General features: G+C 60.1%; 11 protein-coding genes and 1 riboswitch. Of the genes, 4 read left to right on the top strand and 7 right to left on the bottom strand.

The annotated features are described in order from the left end of the window. Positions 1-98: 98 nt before the first annotated feature. From AC05QJ_RS14245 to AC05QJ_RS14215, 7 genes are all read right to left on the bottom strand, one after another. Positions 99-1,115 (bottom strand): hypothetical protein, encoded by a 1,017-nt coding sequence (locus AC05QJ_RS14245; protein WP_476747461.1) that lies wholly within the window; start codon positions 1,113-1,115, stop codon positions 99-101. A gap of 141 nt (positions 1,116-1,256) precedes the next feature. Continuing rightward, the gene (locus tag AC05QJ_RS14240; protein ID WP_476747460.1) at positions 1,257-4,445 is read right to left on the bottom strand and encodes a type I restriction endonuclease subunit R; all 3,189 of its coding nucleotides are present in this window, start codon (positions 4,443-4,445) and stop codon (positions 1,257-1,259) included. Between the two features lie 50 nt (positions 4,446-4,495). Further along, a complete protein-coding gene (locus tag AC05QJ_RS14235) occupies positions 4,496-5,434 on the bottom strand; it encodes a GIY-YIG nuclease family protein (RefSeq protein WP_476747459.1) in 939 nt (312 codons plus the stop codon). After that, complete coding sequence (locus tag AC05QJ_RS14230; RefSeq protein WP_476747458.1) at positions 5,431-6,783, bottom strand: restriction endonuclease subunit S; 1,353 nt, start codon at positions 6,781-6,783, stop codon at positions 5,431-5,433. Before AC05QJ_RS14230 ends, AC05QJ_RS14235 begins: the two co-directional genes overlap by 4 nt. Then, on the bottom strand, positions 6,780-8,699 hold the full coding sequence (locus AC05QJ_RS14225; RefSeq protein WP_476747457.1) for a type I restriction-modification system subunit M: 1,920 nt from the start codon (positions 8,697-8,699) through the stop codon (positions 6,780-6,782). The genes AC05QJ_RS14230 and AC05QJ_RS14225 overlap by 4 nt, the downstream gene beginning before the upstream one ends. A 284-nt stretch (positions 8,700-8,983) precedes the next feature. After that, on the bottom strand, positions 8,984-10,120 hold the full coding sequence (locus tag AC05QJ_RS14220; protein WP_476747456.1) for a GTPase: 1,137 nt from the start codon (positions 10,118-10,120) through the stop codon (positions 8,984-8,986). 139 nt (positions 10,121-10,259) lie between these two features. Continuing rightward, positions 10,260-11,696, bottom strand: coding sequence for a hypothetical protein (locus AC05QJ_RS14215; RefSeq protein WP_476747455.1), 1,437 nt, complete (start codon positions 11,694-11,696; stop codon positions 10,260-10,262). Between the two features lie 211 nt (positions 11,697-11,907). On the opposite strand from AC05QJ_RS14215, the gene AC05QJ_RS14210 reads away from it, so the two are divergent. From AC05QJ_RS14210 to AC05QJ_RS14195, 4 genes are all read left to right on the top strand, one after another. Continuing rightward, a complete protein-coding gene (locus AC05QJ_RS14210) occupies positions 11,908-12,579 on the top strand; it encodes a hypothetical protein (RefSeq protein ID WP_476747454.1) in 672 nt (223 codons plus the stop codon). A 207-nt stretch (positions 12,580-12,786) separates the two neighbouring features. Beyond that, positions 12,787-12,886, top strand: a riboswitch (guanidine-I (ykkC/yxkD leader). Between the two features lie 59 nt (positions 12,887-12,945). Continuing rightward, complete coding sequence (locus AC05QJ_RS14205; RefSeq protein WP_476747453.1) at positions 12,946-14,010, top strand: putative urea ABC transporter substrate-binding protein; 1,065 nt, start codon at positions 12,946-12,948, stop codon at positions 14,008-14,010. 22 nt (positions 14,011-14,032) lie between these two features. Beyond that, complete coding sequence (locus AC05QJ_RS14200) at positions 14,033-14,848, top strand: ABC transporter permease (RefSeq protein WP_476747452.1); 816 nt, start codon at positions 14,033-14,035, stop codon at positions 14,846-14,848. Next, a complete protein-coding gene (locus AC05QJ_RS14195) occupies positions 14,845-15,645 on the top strand; it encodes an ABC transporter ATP-binding protein (protein ID WP_476747451.1) in 801 nt (266 codons plus the stop codon). The genes AC05QJ_RS14200 and AC05QJ_RS14195 overlap by 4 nt, the downstream gene beginning before the upstream one ends. Positions 15,646-15,647 lie beyond the last annotated feature (2 nt).

Below are 15,647 nucleotides of genomic sequence, written 5' to 3'. Positions count from 1 at the left end.
GCCCGGCCCTTCGTGGGAGCGGCTTCAGCCGCGATTGGCACCCGCCATCGTCCTTAAGGTTGAATCGGCAACTGATTCAATCGACGTCTGAGCAGGGATTAGTAGCTCAACCCGTCTTCGCTATCACCGCGCCGCCGATAAAACCCAAACAACACCACCCCCTCCACCGGCTCATAAAACATCATCACCCGATCCGCCCCCGCACTCTGATAGTGATACCCCGGCACACTTGCCACATGATGAAACACCCGCCCAGCCGGACTGCACGGATACCCCGCCGTAATCCCGCTTTTCCCGCATTCCTCATAACCCAGCGTCAGGCTGGACGCCGGAAACTTCGAGAAATCCGCCACCCCACCAATCTGCTCGACGAACGCCATCTGCTCGACCCTGTGCGCGGGCACACCGTCTGCCAGATCCGACGGGCAAAACAGCAACCCGGTTTCGCGATACTTCGCCCGTGCGGCCTCGTAAGCCGTTTTCTGCCGAGCATAGTGCTCGACCAGTTGCTCACGCGCTTCCACATACGGATCAGCAAGATGCTCATTACCCGCATGCAGGAAGAAATAACGCGGATCGCCCATCAACCGGTAGCGTCCGTTCTCGACCTTGAAGCCAATCCAGTTGGTGTGTACCAACCGGTTGTGCCAAGGAGTACCTTCGGTCGCCTGGCCAACGGACTCATGCTCGGTCGGCTCCAGCGGCCCGAGCATGGTCAGGTAGCCAGTCCACTCGCGGTTGACCGTACTGAGGTCAATGCCGAAAAACGGCTGCAGGTGCTCGATCAGTTCGGCCTGATCGGGCACGAAGATCATCTCTGGGTCCGGAAACGGATCCAGCCCATAAGGTGCGGTCCGGTAATCCGGCCAGTGCTTCTCAACCTCCCGAAGCACTTCCATGGCCGCCCGATCATTCGCCAGCCCGTCTTTGTAAACGGCCAGCAACGCTTGCGCCGCTTCGAAATGTTCCGGCGTCAGTTGCGCCAGGTCATCCGCATTGACGCTACAGTCGGAACACTCCCGCATCGACAGTACGATCGAGCGCAAACACCTGGCAGAAGCCCTGCGGTCATGGACGAGCACGTCCTTGTATTGGAGAAAGGGAGATTCATTCATGCGTGGTCGTCCGTAGCCCTGTTGTTCAGATGCGGACTTTACGTCCGTGGCCCTGGTCCGGCAACTTGCCAGCATGCCCGTCCTTATCAGGCCTGCCTGCCCCCGGCGGCGCTTTAACCGGACACGGCTAAAACCCGCTGCTCAAACACCTGATCTCGCCGAATCAAGCAACGCCAGACCCGCATCCTTCTTCAGCAATTCGTACACCACAGTCAGGAACACGTCCCGTGTCGACTCATCACTGAGCAGTTTCCTAGCCATGCTGGTGTGGCTCCCCAAGGCTTCGCCAATGGCCGCAATGGTCTTCGCAGGAAGATCGGCCTTCATGGCCTGCTCCATCGTGTTGTTCTGCACCTGCGCCATCACCAGCCTATCGGTTCGCAGCTTTTCCGAAACGTGCACAGCGAACGCAACCTGATCGGTATCGGTAATGTCTTTGCCGAAGGCGTTGTTGAGCTTTTCGATCAGCTCCGTGAGGTACTTCTTTTCACGGTCACGAGCATCGCGCAGTCCATTGTCGGTGATGCCGTAGAGACCTGGTGTTTCGCCAGTGGGAACTACACCACCAAGATGCTCGCCCTTCTTGATTTTGAAATGGCTGAGCTTCAGGTCGCCCAGGTCCACCTGTTCCGCGATGATTCCCTTGAGCCGCTTGCGCAGCAGACGGGCAAAACTCGAGAAGGCTTCCAGACCTGGATCGGCAAAGTCGATCAGTTGGGCAATGTACTCGTAACTGCGCACGAACTTGGTCAGGCTCTCGCTGAAGATCATCAGCTCATCGCGAGCCTTGCAGTATTCCGAGCGCCGGACATCGGCATACTCCATGTCCTTTTCATTGCCTTCGTCGTGTGCTCTCTCCCAGTCCTTTTCCCAGCGATCAATGGCATCGTTGAGGTCCTTCAATTTGCCGTTGAAGCGGTCAGTAGCCGACTGCGTCAGCGAGAACAGCCGCTGATGGGTGACCTTCGGATCGACGATGGCATCACCAAAAGCCTCCACCTCGGCCTGCTCATAAATGAACATGCCATCCAGGCGCTGCTTGATGTCATAGACAATGTTCGGATCCTGAATGTCTGCCACCTGTGCATCGCGGTGGAACGTCTTGAAGGAGGCGAGAATCTCTTCGGCCTTGTTGGCAAAGTCGATGACGAAGGTCTTGTCCTTGCCGGGGAAGGTACGGTTCAGCCGCGAGAGCGTTTGCACCGCCTCGACGCCGGAGATCTTCTTGTCCAGGTACATGGCCACCAGCTTGGGCTGGTCGAAACCGGTCTGGTATTTGTTGGCAACGATCATCACCCGATAGTCCGGTGTGTCGAACACGCGACGCATATCGCGGCCCTCCAGCCCCGGGTTCAGATTGAGCTCGTTAAACTGGTGATCAGCCGGCAGGCTCGGTTCCTCGACATCGCTGTTCGGCACATCACCGGAGAACGCCACCATGGCCTGTACGTTTTCGTAGCCTTTGCGCTTGCAGTAATCCTCCAGCGCCAAGTGGTACTTCACTGCTGCGGCCCGAGAACTGGTCACCACCATGGCCTTGGCCTGACCACCGAGCAGGTGCGCCACGTTCCTGCGGAAGTGCTCGACGATAAGCTCGACTTTCTGCCCCACGTTCACCGGGTTGAGGGAAAGCCACCTGGCCAGCTTGCGGCCTGCACTCTTCTCGTCGACGCGTTTGTCATCGACCATGTCGCTGCCGATCTTGAAGGCCACTTCGTAGCTGGTGTAGTTCTTCAGCACATCAAGAATGAAGCCTTCGTCGATCGCCTGCTGCATGGTGTAGAGGTGGAACGGTGCCGGTGGATTCTCGGTGCTCACCGGTTTGCTCGGGTCACGGGGACGACCAAAGAGGCTCAGCGTCGAATGCTTTGGCGTTGCGGTGAACGCGAAGTAGCTGGCATTGCCCGGGCGCGAGCGCGAGCTTTGCCAGACGGAAAGTCGTTCCTCTTTCGAGAGCTGCTCCCACTCCGATTCGCTCTGCCCGGTCAGCACATAGCGCAGGTCGTCAGCGATGCTACCGCCGGTTGAGCTGTGCGCCTCGTCGATGATGATGGCAAAACGACGATCGCGCAGGCTTTGCTCGCTGAGAATGGCCTTTTGTGCATGGGGGAAGGTCTGCAGGGTACAGACGATGATCGGCACCCCTTCGAGCATGGCATTGGCCAGTTGCTGGCTCTTGGGCAGGTTGGAGCGCTGGCGATCGATGGCGCAGACCACGCCGGTCTGGTGTTCGATCTGCTGGATCGCGTCCTGAAGTTGCTGATCCAGCACCTGCCGGTCGGTCACCACGATCACGCTATGGAAGTACGGATCACCCGCGGGCCGGCGCAGTCGGATCAGCGAATGTGCCGTCCAGGCAATAGTGTTGGTCTTTCCGGAGCCGGCGCTGTGCTGGATCAGATAAGGCTGGCCAGCTCCTTCCGACAGCACGGCATCGACCATCTTGGTGACGCCTTCCCATTGATGGAAACGCGGGAAGATCAGGCCTTCCTTGAAATAGGTCTTGCCGTTGACATCCTGGGCTTCCTTGCGTTCCTGCAGCACGAAGCGATGGAAGATACGCAGCCAGTTGTCTTTCTGTAGCACCCGCTCCCAGAAATAGCTCACGGGGTAGTTGCCGTTTTCGCCAGATGGATTGCCGGCGGCACCATCATTGCCCCGGTTGAATGGCAGAAAGAAAGTGGAGTCGCCGGCCAGTTTGGTGGTCATGCGAATGTCGCTGTCGCTCATGGCGAAATGCACCACCGCGCCGCGCTTGAAGGTCAGCAACGGTTCCGTACCGCCACTTCGGCGCTCGGGTTTGCGGTCCATGCAGTACTGCTGCATGGCGGCTTCGACGGACTGAGTGAAATCGGTCTTCAGCTCTACGGTCGCCACCGGCAGGCCGTTGATGAAGAAAGCCAGGTCGATTTCATCGGTCTTATCCAGCGAATAGCGCAACTGCGGCACCACGCGCAGGCGGTTGGCCGCGTAGCGAGCGATCACCGTATCGTTGCGGGTGTCCTCGGGCATCGCCTGGCTCATGGCGAGAGTTCCACCACCGGCCACGGTGAAGCCGTAGCGCAGCACGTTGATGGTGCCGCCATTTGCCTTGTTGTCGAGTTGATTGACCAGACGGTCCAGCACCACCCTTTCGGTGCCCGCTCCATTCATGGCACGGAGCCTGGCCATAGGCTCCGGTTGGCTGTCCTCCAGCCACCCTATGACATCCCCGGGAAACAGCGCCCGCCCCTTGTCATAATCGGCAGACTTGCCCAGCAGCCAACCGGCAGCTTCGAGCTGCTCGACGATATGGCGTTCCAGTTCGCATTCGTGGTGAATCTGACTCATCGTTCCCTCTTTTCCCTGTCCACGACCGGCCCCAAAGAAGCCAACCGGGTTTACTCGTCCACGGTACTCGGCGCGAGCTCTGTTAACTGTTGGTCCTGCCAGGCGGCATAAGTCTGGCCAGTGTCTTCGACGACCCAGGCAGTCCTGCCATTGGCAGAGCGCCCCGCCACGACGGCAGCCGCCGCGCTGGGGCTGTTGAAGGCGTAATCCACAGCAAAACGCAGTTGACTGGCACTGTCTGGCACCAAAACGCCTTCGACTAGCAATTGCTTGAACAACGCCTCGTACCCGCCTGGCTTACCGATCCATTCAGCGCGTGCCTGAGAGCCTTTGAGGACAAAGAACTCGCCGTCGACTTCCTGCGCATAGGCCACACCGCCCTCCTTCGGAACCGCACGGCGGAAACGCGGCGAATACTGGACAACAGCGGCATCAGGCCCTGGCCCCGGAGATGACGGCTTGGTCAATTCACGCAGGAAGTCGAAGCCCAGCACCGGCAGCACGGTGCGGATCTGCTCCAGGAAGAATGCCATGTCGGCGCGATCGGACTCGGGCAGACTGCTGCCATACTCGTGGGCAGTGCCATTGAGCAACTCGCAACGGCCCGACCTGGCGGCGATCTCAAGCAGCAAGCTCTCCAGATACTTCACATGGGCCTTGGTCAGGTTCTGGTCCTTGCTGATTACCAGACATACCCGCTCCCAGAAATCCTTGCCGCCCTGGTCTTCCAGGCGGTTGTGGGTTTTCAGGCGCTTGGCCACATCGTCCGACTCGCCGATATACACCCGCGAACGCAGGTTGTTTTCCGGGTCGGGGCCGACCAGGAAATACACCCCGGTGCGAGCGCATTCGGGGCGTTGTACCAGCTCGGCCAGCTTGCTGCGCGGGCCGGTCAGGACATGGCCGGTCCAGTTCATGATCTCGGCGGTCAGCAGGCCGTTGGGTGTGCCGTCGACGAGGAAAAGGCGGATGCTCCGGCCCTGGCTCATACGGTTTCTCGCAGGTCGATCTGGCCGGTTACGGCGGCTGTGATGAGTGCGGTGCGGCGCTCTTTCAAGAGGGCGATGCTGCGTTCGGTTTTGTCAATCAGCGCACGGAAACGTCCCAACTGACCGCTCAATGCTTCGACAATAGCTCGCTGCTCCTCAAAGGGCGGGCGAGCGATTCGAATTGCCTCGATATCCGGCATGTAAATGGTCTTGTGCGTCGACCCCATCATCAGCCTATCAAAATCCGGTTTCATGCCCAGCAGCACGTAATAGAGATATTCGTTGAAAAGCTCGCTGCCACATGTCCAAACCGCAAAGTCCTGAGAGGTCGCCATGTCGACTTCCATAATGCCTGCAAAGCCGACAGAAGCTGTCCGCGACAGAAATACAGAACCGGCTGGGAGCAATCGAGCGGAAGAGTTCTCCAGGCCAAGCTGGCTGACCTTCTCGGCTGTCTCCGACACATACTTCTGTTCGCCGCTACGAACTTGCCAGACATCTGCAAGGGTGAACCAAGGAATGGTGCAGTCAACCCAGTATTCCGGTTTTGAACGACTGGGCGTGTGACCTGACTCAAGCCGAGCGGTATGTCGTAATTGCAAAACATCCCAATGGTCCGGAACCACCCCCAACCATTCAACCCCGGAGTTTTTCATCTTTACGCTGGAGGTGAAGCCCTTGGTTACTGCGTGAGTGACTAGAGCTTGGCGTTTCTCGCGGAGCAAGTCGATAAAGCGGGTTTTCTTTCGAACCAACGTATCAATTTTTACAGTCTCACGATCGAGGTACTCCGCAATAAGTTCACGCTCAAATTGCGGAGGAACTGCTACTTGCTCAGAAAAATATTGACTAGCATCAATATTTTGAATCCCTGTTGTTTGTTTAATTGAGCGAGTATTTACACCCATAGAGTACAAGTATGCAAAGGTGTAGCAAAGCCAACGCGACTGCACCTCAGGCTTGGGTTTAATCACTGCAACGAAGTTCGAGCAAATAACGGGCTCTCTCCCTCGATACTGAACTACCACTCCAACTGTAGTTTGCTCTCCACCGCCTGACTTCTCAATCAGAAGGTCTCCAGCATAGACCTGCCGTGTGAGTCGCTGCGACTCTGGAACATTCCGCAACGTCGGGAGAGGGCCTTCAACAGTAAGGTTGTTGCGGTCGAAATCAGCGACGCGAGCACAGTGGACATCATCATCGCTACCGTCGGGATCATCACCCCAAATCCCATTTTGCGCAGAGTCAATAAGTGTCTTAGCGCGCAAGATCTCCCAATGCTTCGGCACCAACCCCAGTATCTCTGTTCCGGAATCCTTGTAGACCGGGTATGACTTATGGGTACTCACGCGGTTACCTCCCCTAGCATTGAAGCAATATCTGACTCGACCGCTTTCAAATCGTTATCGATTTCAATCAACGCACGCGGCGCCTGGTAAACATAGAAATAGCGGTTGAAGTTGATCTCGTACCCGACAATCCCGACCTGCCCATCCTTCTCGTCCGTCTTGCCGGTATCAATCCACGCATCCGCCACATGCGGCAGCACTTCACGGGCAAAGTAGTCCTCAATATCCCGGCCCAACGGCACATTCTCGAACTCCCGCAGATCAGAATCGGCCTGCTGGTTGCCCTTCTCATCCAGGACCGGCTGCGCTTTGCCATCACGCTCGCCGAAACAGGCCAGAGCCGCTTTCAAAGCCCCTTTGCCAAGCTTCTTGATGCCCGCAGCCTTGAGAAACGCCGGCAGATTATCGAACTCCCCCTGAACGGCCGCAAAGGCCTCGACCTGATCGGCCCCCTTGGTGCTCTCATAAGCCTCGAGCCTCTCCGGTGTCACAGAAAACCGCAGCCGCAACGGCCGCTCTACCGTGATACGGCGATAACCGAAATGACTGGTCGGAAAAACCTTGCTGTTCGGCCCGTCCTCGAACGCCTCGTGCAACTTGGCGATCTCGGCGATCTGCTCCTCGGAAAGGTACTTGCGCTTGCTACCCAGGCTCTTGCGCATGGGCGCATGCATGGCGGTGGCGTCGATCAACTGCACCTTACCTTTGCGCAAGGCATCCTTGTGGTTGGACAGCACCCAGATATAAGTGCCGATACCGGTGTTGTAGAACAGGTCATTGGGCAAGGCGATGATCGCTTCGAGCCAGTCGTTCTCCAGAATCCAGCGACGGATCTCCGATTCACCCGAGCCGGCGCCGCCATTGAACAGTGGCGAACCAGACAGCACGATGCCGATACGGCTGCCACCCAGGTCTACAGGTTTGCGCTTGGACAACAAGTGCATCAGGAACAGCAACGAACCATCACCCACACGCGGCAGACCCGCACCGAAACGACCTGCAAAACCTTGCTGGCTGTGCTCGTTCTGTACCTGTTTCTGCACCTTCTCCCACTTCACGCCGAACGGCGGGTTGGCCAGGCAGTAATCGAACTGCTCATGGGGCAACTGGTCGTTGGAGAGGGTGTTGCCGAGCTTGATATTGCGGGTTTCGAAGCCCTGGATAAGCTTGTCCGCCACCGAAATGGCGTAGGTTTCCGGGTTCAGCTCCTGGGCGTAAGGCACCAGACGGGCATTGCCATTCCACTCGCTCACTTGTTCGATGGCCGATGACAGGAAACCACCGGTACCCGCCGCGCAGTCATAAACGGTACGAACCACACCGTCGCCGTTGAGTGCCTCGTGGTCAGGGGCGAACACCAGCGTGGTCGCCAGGCGCACCACATCGCGCGGGGTAAAGAACTCTCCCGCAGTGTCGTTGGCGGACTCGGCGAACTTACGGATCAGATGCTCGAACACCAGACCCATTTCATGGTTGCTGATGGTGTCCGGGTGCAGGTCGATACTGGCGAACTTCTGCGTCACCAGATAAAGCAGGTTGGCAGTTTCCAACTTGGCCAGCCAGCCATCGAAGGCGAAGTGCTCGAACACCTGGCGGGCGTTCGCGGAAAACTTGGCGATGTAGTCTTCCAGATTGGCGCGGGTGCTGGTGGAGCCGACACTCGCCAGCGAGAACTGCGAAACGTTATAGAAGGTGGCACCAGCAGTGCCTGGCAAGATCAGATCCATGTCCACGCCGATGTCCTTCATCGTCTCGAACTGGCTACGCACCTTGTCGCGGGTAGGCTCGAGCACACACTCCAGACGGCGCAGCACGGTGAACGGGAGGATGATTCGACCGAACTCGGACTGTCTGAAGTCGCCGCGCAGCACGTCGGCCACGCTCCAGATGAAATCGGCGAGGTTTTGCTGGTTCACACTGTGTTCCTTCCACGGGCGCAGGGAAGGTGGCGCATCAGCGCTTCCCTGCAAGCTATGAGTAATAAGCGCCGCACCTTACCTGTTCAGGTAGCATCGAGCCAAACGATCACGGCAAATGGTCGTTTTGTTGGGTGTGGCGCACTATCGAATGGCCACACCCTATGCAAAAAGCCAGGACACGTCCACGTTGGCCATGCATACAGGTAAACAAATGGAGCAGAAGCCAGGGAGCGCCGTTGTCGACCTGCCGGAATGCAGCAGGCCGACACCGAGGCGGCAGGTTACTTGAATGAGAACTTCCGCTTCAGCTCTTCACCAATCAAGCTGATATCGAGTTCCTTGCCCGGGTGCTTGTTGCAGAAGTCCGTCAGAACCGAGATATAAGCTGCGCCCAGCCCTTTTGTCAGCGCGGCCGCCGTGGTCGCGGCGATGCTGCCACCCACCACGCTGCCCACACCAGGGACCATCTTCAGCAGCCCGGTGACTACCGCACGCCCCAGCAGGCTTGCAGCGGTTGACCCCAACGTCGAGGCCACCAATGTGGTCAGGGCAGTGGTGCTGACTTCCATACCGAAGGTGACGCCGATCTTGGCCAACATCCCTACCTGAATGGGCACCAGCACGAAGGAGTCGGAGAAAGGAATGGGCGTGGCGCCGGCCGCCGCTGCCAGACCGCTAGCGATCAGAACTTCCTTTTCGGCCTGCTCGATTTTGATTTTCATGGAAGATTGATGCCGCGAGCTCAATGCATTGGCGAATGCACGCTTTTTTGCCTCGGGGATCAACCTCGCCGACTCGTAGATCAGCTCATCTATGCCTCTGACCCCGAACTTGAGCACATTGCCTTCATCGTCTTCGATCTGCTGGGCCTCGGCGCGCACCCGCACCACGGCACAGGCATCCGGCAGCTCTTTTTTGACCGCCAAGTGGAAGTTGGAATCCTTGGCAAACATGCTTTTCGTGACGACCGCCACTACGGGGATGCCCTGGGCCGTCAACACGCGGCAAAGATCGACTTCCGCCTGTTCTACGCGATCGCCCCCTTCCTGAATGCAGATCCATGCCGCGTGGATGTGCTTGTTTTCATCATGATGCCCGGCACGCTGGTCAAGGAACGCGTTCAGATCATTGAGGATGGTCTTATAGTCCTTCAGCTCCAGGCCCTTGCTGTCGACGATGGTGATCGGGTGCCCTTCCTTGGAGATCTCTTCGATCTCCTGGGTCACCGGCGTACCTGAGCCGGTCTTGGCCAACTGTCCGCGGAACACGGTGTTGATCAGGGTGCTCTTGCCGACGCCAGTCTTGCCGGCGACGATGATATTGACCTTGCCGGAACCTCGCACAGCGTCACGAATGACGTCGTCGATAGCATCCTGCTGCCGATCAGCTAATTCCGCCATTACCTTCTCCTTGATCATTACATTGCCTGCAGCGGCTTACATGCCACCACGCTTATGTTGACGAACGCGCTTCAAGGCGCATCCGCTGGTAAACCCGGCTGCCAACAGGCAGTCAGCCTGTCTAGTCAGCACTGGCCGTTGCGTTTCATCGTGCCTCTCACGTGTCGAGTGAAAAACCCTGGTAGAACGTGCGGAACAGTTCATTGGGCGAGTACTTCGAATTGAGCAACCCGAAATGCCTGCCCACATTACGCCCCACTGCCAGCAGCGTCTTGGCGGAGTTCTCGGTACCGGCGTAACCCGCATTCAACAGATAATCGATGCGTTTCTTGCCCGTTGTCCCTGTGGCGTAGGCATTACCCGTGAGCCAGACATCCACCAGACAGACGCTGACGCGCTCATCCCCCACCGTGAAGGGCTCCAGTGCCTCGCTCGCTAGGACCGCGCGCAGCCCGCCCTTGCCACCTTCGGCAATGCGCTCAAGGGCAGCCAGCGAGCGGTCGAACAGGTCGAACTCCTGGATGGAAAAGGCAAAGCAGTAGCCCTGCGCAGAGGAACGGGAGAGCGCCTTGGTACGACCCAGTCGCTTGACCAGCCAGTCGACGAAGCACGCCTTGTTGTCGAGCCCGCCACCGCTGCGGAAGGCCACATATTCGCGAATCACCTGACTGAAAGAATGCCCCGTAGGCACCCAGCCTTTGCCGCCGGCCCTCCGGCCCGAGGCGGCGTCTTGCTGAACGGTTGCGCCGAAGCCTGGTGCGAAGGGCAAGCCGAAACAACGAAGGTCATAGCCGAGCATGAACAGGCTCGCCTCGAACGCATGACAACGCGCCGACAATGCTCCTTGCTCGGCAAACCATTTGGTCCGCTCAAGCACGGCGCGAATGATCCAGCCCAACTGCACCTGACAACGCGCCCACTCGGCATAGGTGATCGCCGAAAACTGCGGCGCGGACAAACCGTTCACGAACGCCCCGGGGTTGCGGATCTGGTCACCACGCGCCGCGCCGGATGGGAACTTCAACACGGACTTGCCACCCGACCACTGCTGGCGAAACAGCGAATGCAGCATGGCAATCGCTGCGCCCACACGGCTGTCGTAGATCGGAGATCCGGAGGTGTCGAGGACAGCGTGAATCTTGGTCAAGCCCGCGTCGAAGCGCTCGACACTGCTCGCATCGAGGTCATCGAGATCGGTTTCGCCATCCAGCGACATGAGTCGCGCCATTCTTTTCAAGTAGCTCGACAACGTCCCGTCGGCCGCCAGCCGGTGCAAGAACGGAATCGCGCCGCGCACACCGCCCCAACGCAGAATATCCAGGCACACCTGAAGCGTTTGCTCATCGTTGACGTCGAGCGCGCTGGACAACTGCTCACGCAGTTTCCCCAGAACGTCCCTGGTCTGACCCCAGTTGTCTTTCCAGTGATAGTGTCCGAGTACCTGTTCGATACCCACGACATCGGCCTCAATGCCTCCGGGTACGAACTTGCTGGACTTAAACCGCAGCTTGAATGGGAGCTTCGGCAAGTTGTCTGACAGCCAGGCAATGAAATCCCGCACTTCCGGCTCTTTCAGGAACGCATCACGCTTCATCGGGGCCCCAAGAGTAATATCGAATGGCCACACCCTAAGCAAAACGCCAGCTCCCGTCCATGTTGGCTATTTATACAGGTAAACAAATCGAGCGGATGTCGACAGGCGTTGCAAGCACCGCCCTTCACGGTCCTCGCTTGAGGTTCACAACTGTAGGAAAATAGGCCGCTTCTACCCTCCACCCCTTCCCCCAAGCAAGGACCCGCTCCCCATGAACAAAATGACAGTCAGCCCCTGGCTGATGGTCTCCCCCGAAGGCCCTCTCACCTACGCCCGCAACGGCCAGCTGATCCACCTGCGCCAGGGCGGCCTCGACGGTGCTTGCGGCCCCTATTGCGTGGTAATGGCGCTGATCACCCTGGGCGTCATGTGCTCCCACGAAGCGAGAAACATGTACCAATGGCACGGCAACAGCCGCGAGGGGCGTTTCCGTACCGAGATTCGCAACCTCGGCGCACTGGTCTCGGAAGGCACCGATAACCGCGACATGCTCAGCCTCATCGAGTGCTTCAGCGGCGTGGGCGTCGGCGCCGAATACGTCACCGGCAGCAAGAAGGAAATCGTCCAGCAAGTCCAGGATGCGATCGACGCCCAATGCATGCCGATCATTGGTGTGCGCTGGGCCGGAGGAAGCGGCCACTGGCTGATGGTGGTCGGCTACCAGGGCTTCGAGGAGGACGGGAACTATCAGATCACCCATCTGCTGTGCCTCGACCCCGGCAGCGAAACACCCCGCACAAGCCTGTGGAACGCGGTCATCGAGCTGTTCAACGACGATGGCAGTTCGGTCGCCAGCGGCCCGCTCCCCTCGATCCACTGGGGATACGACGGCCAACCAGGAAGCTGTCGCATCGAAGAAGCCATCCTGATCTGCCAGGCCTGATCGGCCCTCCGGCAATCAGCACCACGAAGCAGCACCCGGCTCTGCCCGCGCCTCATAAGCGGGCATCCTCTTTCCCACATCCAAGCCCTTTAAAGCCCTACAGCCCCAGTAGCCCGCGCCTTCTGCCAACCCGGCACACCTCTTGCTCTTGTCCAACCCGTGCAGGAGTCACCGGCCCAATCCGGTAAAAGCAGCACCACAATTCGAGAAATGGACAGCTAGGGTTCCGGCTCGCTACGGCGAGTGTCTGGTCCGAGAGCTGTCGACCTCCAGCGAGGTTACACGGCGGGATAAAAGCCCGGGAGAAGAGAGCGCCAAGCGCCCGCTCGACTCCTGCCCGCCCGATAACCGAACCGGAGGTTTCTCATGCGTACACCCCGTCTGCTTTCCCTGCTGGCCGCCGGCCTCGCCGCCGTGCTGCTGTCTCCCGGCGCGTTCGCCAAGGACCGCTTCACTATCTGCTGGACCATCTACGCCGGCTGGATGCCGTGGGAATACGGCGCCAGCGAAGGCATCGTGAAGAAATGGGCGGACAAGTACGGGATCGAGATCCAGGTCACCCAGCTCAACGACTACGTCGAATCAATCAACCAGTACACCGCCGGCCAGTTCGATGGCTGCACCATGACCAATATGGACGCGCTGACCATCCCCGCCGCCGGTGGCGTGGACAGTACGGCGCTGATTGTCGGCGACTTCTCCAACGGCAACGACGGTGTGGTGCTCAAGGGCAAGGACAAGACCCTCGCCGACCTGCGCGGTCTGCCGGTGAATCTGGTGGAGCTGTCGGTCTCTCATTACCTGCTGGCCCGCGGTCTGGAACAGGCCGGGCTGAGCGAACGCGATGTGAAGGTGGTGAACACCTCCGACGCCGACCTTGCCGCCGCGTTCAACACCCCTGAGGTGAAGGCGGTGACCACCTGGAACCCGATCCTGTCGACCGTGGCCGCTACGCCAGACACCTCGCTGGTGTTTGATTCCAGCAAGATTCCCGGCGAGATCATGGACCTGCTGGTGGTCAACAGCGACACCCTCAAGGCCCACCCGGAGCTGGGCAAGGCGCTGACCGGCGCCTGGTATGAAATCGTCGCGCTGATGCATGACAACGGCCCGCGCGGCCAGGCGGCCCTGGAGCATATGGCCAAGGCCTCCGGCACTGATCTGGCTGGCTACAAAGCGCAGCTCGATGCCACCCGCCTGTTCGCCACGCCCAGGGAGGCGGTGGACTTCGCCACCAGCCCGGCGCTGCCGGAGACCATGGACCGGGTCGCCCGCTTCAGCTTCGCCCACGGCCTGCTCGGCGAAGGCGCGCAGAGCGCCGACGCGGTGGGCATGAGCTTCGCCGGCGATGTGCTGCGCGGCGATGCCAATAACGTGCGCCTGCGCTTCGACCCGAGCTTCATGCAAATGGCCGCCGACGGCAGCCTCTGAGTCTCTGACCGGGAATTTCGCCATGCGATTGATCAACCGTCAGCCCGACCGGGCCGGGCGCCTGCTGTTGGTGCTGCTGCCCTTCGCCCTGCTGCTGTTCGCCTACTTCACCGGGTCCGCGGCGCGGCTCAGCGAAAACCCCAACGACAAGCTGCTGCCCGGCGCCGCGCAGATGGTCGAGGCCGTGCAGCGCATGGCCTTCACCGAAGACAAGCGCACCGGCGACTACCTGCTGTGGCAGGACACCGCCGCCAGCCTCACCCGCCTGGGCCTGGGCATCGGTATCGCCGCCCTGCTCGGCCTGACCCTGGGCATGCTGGCCGGCACCCTGCCGCTGTTCGGTACACCGCTGTCGCCACTGCTCACGGTGCTGTCGATGGTGCCGCCGCTGGCGATCCTGCCGGTGCTGTTCATCGTCTTCGGCCTGGGCGAGCTGTCGAAGGTGGTGCTGATCGTCATCGGCATCGCCCCGGCCATTGCCCGCGACCTCGAACAGCGCGCCCGGGAAATCCCCCGCGAATTGCTGATCAAGGCGCAGACCCTCGGCGCCAACACCTGGACCCTGCTGCTGCGGGTGGTGCTGCCGCAATTGCTGCCGCGCCTGCTGGGTTCACTGCGCCTGAGCCTGGGCGCGGCCTGGCTGTTCCTGATCGCCGCCGAGGCCATCGCCGCCACCGACGGCCTGGGCTACCGGATCTTCCTGGTCCGCCGCTACCTGGCCATGGACGTGATCCTGCCCTACGTGGTGTGGATCACCGTGCTGGCCTGGCTGATGGACCTGGGGCTGCGCCTGCTGTCGCGCCGCGCCTTCCCCTGGTACGAAGGAGCCAAGGCATGAGCGCCTTTCTCGAAGTGAAAAACGTCTGGCAGGTCTACGGCGACCAGGTGGTGCTGGAGAACCTCAGCCTGAGCGTGGCCGAAGGCGAGTTCTGCACCCTGGTCGGCACCTCCGGCTGCGGCAAGTCCACCTTCCTGCGCCTGTTGCTCGGCCAGGAGCGCCAGAGTCGCGGCAGTATCCTGCTGGACGGCCAGCCGCTGGTGGCCGAACCGGACGCCAGCCGCGGCGTGGTGTTCCAGCGCTATTCGGTGTTTCCACACCTGAGCGTGCTGGACAACGTCGCCCTCGGCCTGGAGCTGCCCAAGGCACCGCTGCTGGGCCGTCTGCTCGGCCGGCACAAGCGCGAAGCCCGCGAACAGGCCGCGCAACTGCTGGAAAAAGTCGGCCTCGGCCACGCCCTCGGCAAGTACCCGGCGCAGCTCTCCGGCGGCATGCAACAGCGCCTGGCCATCGCCCAGGCGCTGGTGATGAAACCTCGCGTCCTGCTGCTGGACGAGCCCTTCGGTGCCCTCGACCCGGGCATCCGCAAGGACATGCACGCCCTGCTCCTGGAGCTGTGGCGGGAAACCCGACTGACCGTGTTCATGGTCACCCACGACCTCAGCGAAGGCTTCAGCCTCGGCACCCGCCTGCTGGTGTTCGACAAGATCCGCCGCGAGGCCCAGGCACCCAACGCCTACGGCGCCCGTATCACCTACGACATTCCCCTGAACAGCGACCGCCGTGCCGCCCGCAGCGCCCTCGACGCCCTGCCGCCGGTCATCGCCGGCCAACTGCACGCGATCCAAGGAGCCTGACC

The sequence above is a fragment of the Pseudomonas sp. TUM25319 genome, from assembly GCF_056388475.1.
The sequence above is the reverse complement of the archived record's forward strand: the minus strand, read 5'-3'. Positions and strand labels throughout refer to the sequence as shown.

Coding starts and splice junctions, on each gene's coding strand:
- AC05QJ_RS14245 (WP_476747461.1), bottom strand. CDS start 1,115: ATGAATGAATCTCCCTTTCTCCAATACAAGGACGTGCTCGTCCATGAC.
- AC05QJ_RS14240 (WP_476747460.1), bottom strand. CDS start 4,445: ATGAGTCAGATTCACCACGAATGCGAACTGGAACGCCATATCGTCGAG.
- AC05QJ_RS14235 (WP_476747459.1), bottom strand. CDS start 5,434: ATGAGCCAGGGCCGGAGCATCCGCCTTTTCCTCGTCGACGGCACACCC.
- AC05QJ_RS14220 (WP_476747456.1), bottom strand. CDS start 10,120: ATGATCAAGGAGAAGGTAATGGCGGAATTAGCTGATCGGCAGCAGGAT.
- AC05QJ_RS14215 (WP_476747455.1), bottom strand. CDS start 11,696: ATGAAGCGTGATGCGTTCCTGAAAGAGCCGGAAGTGCGGGATTTCATT.
- AC05QJ_RS14210 (WP_476747454.1), top strand. CDS start 11,908: ATGAACAAAATGACAGTCAGCCCCTGGCTGATGGTCTCCCCCGAAGGC.
- AC05QJ_RS14205 (WP_476747453.1), top strand. CDS start 12,946: ATGCGTACACCCCGTCTGCTTTCCCTGCTGGCCGCCGGCCTCGCCGCC.
- AC05QJ_RS14200 (WP_476747452.1), top strand. CDS start 14,033: ATGCGATTGATCAACCGTCAGCCCGACCGGGCCGGGCGCCTGCTGTTG.
- AC05QJ_RS14195 (WP_476747451.1), top strand. CDS start 14,845: ATGAGCGCCTTTCTCGAAGTGAAAAACGTCTGGCAGGTCTACGGCGAC.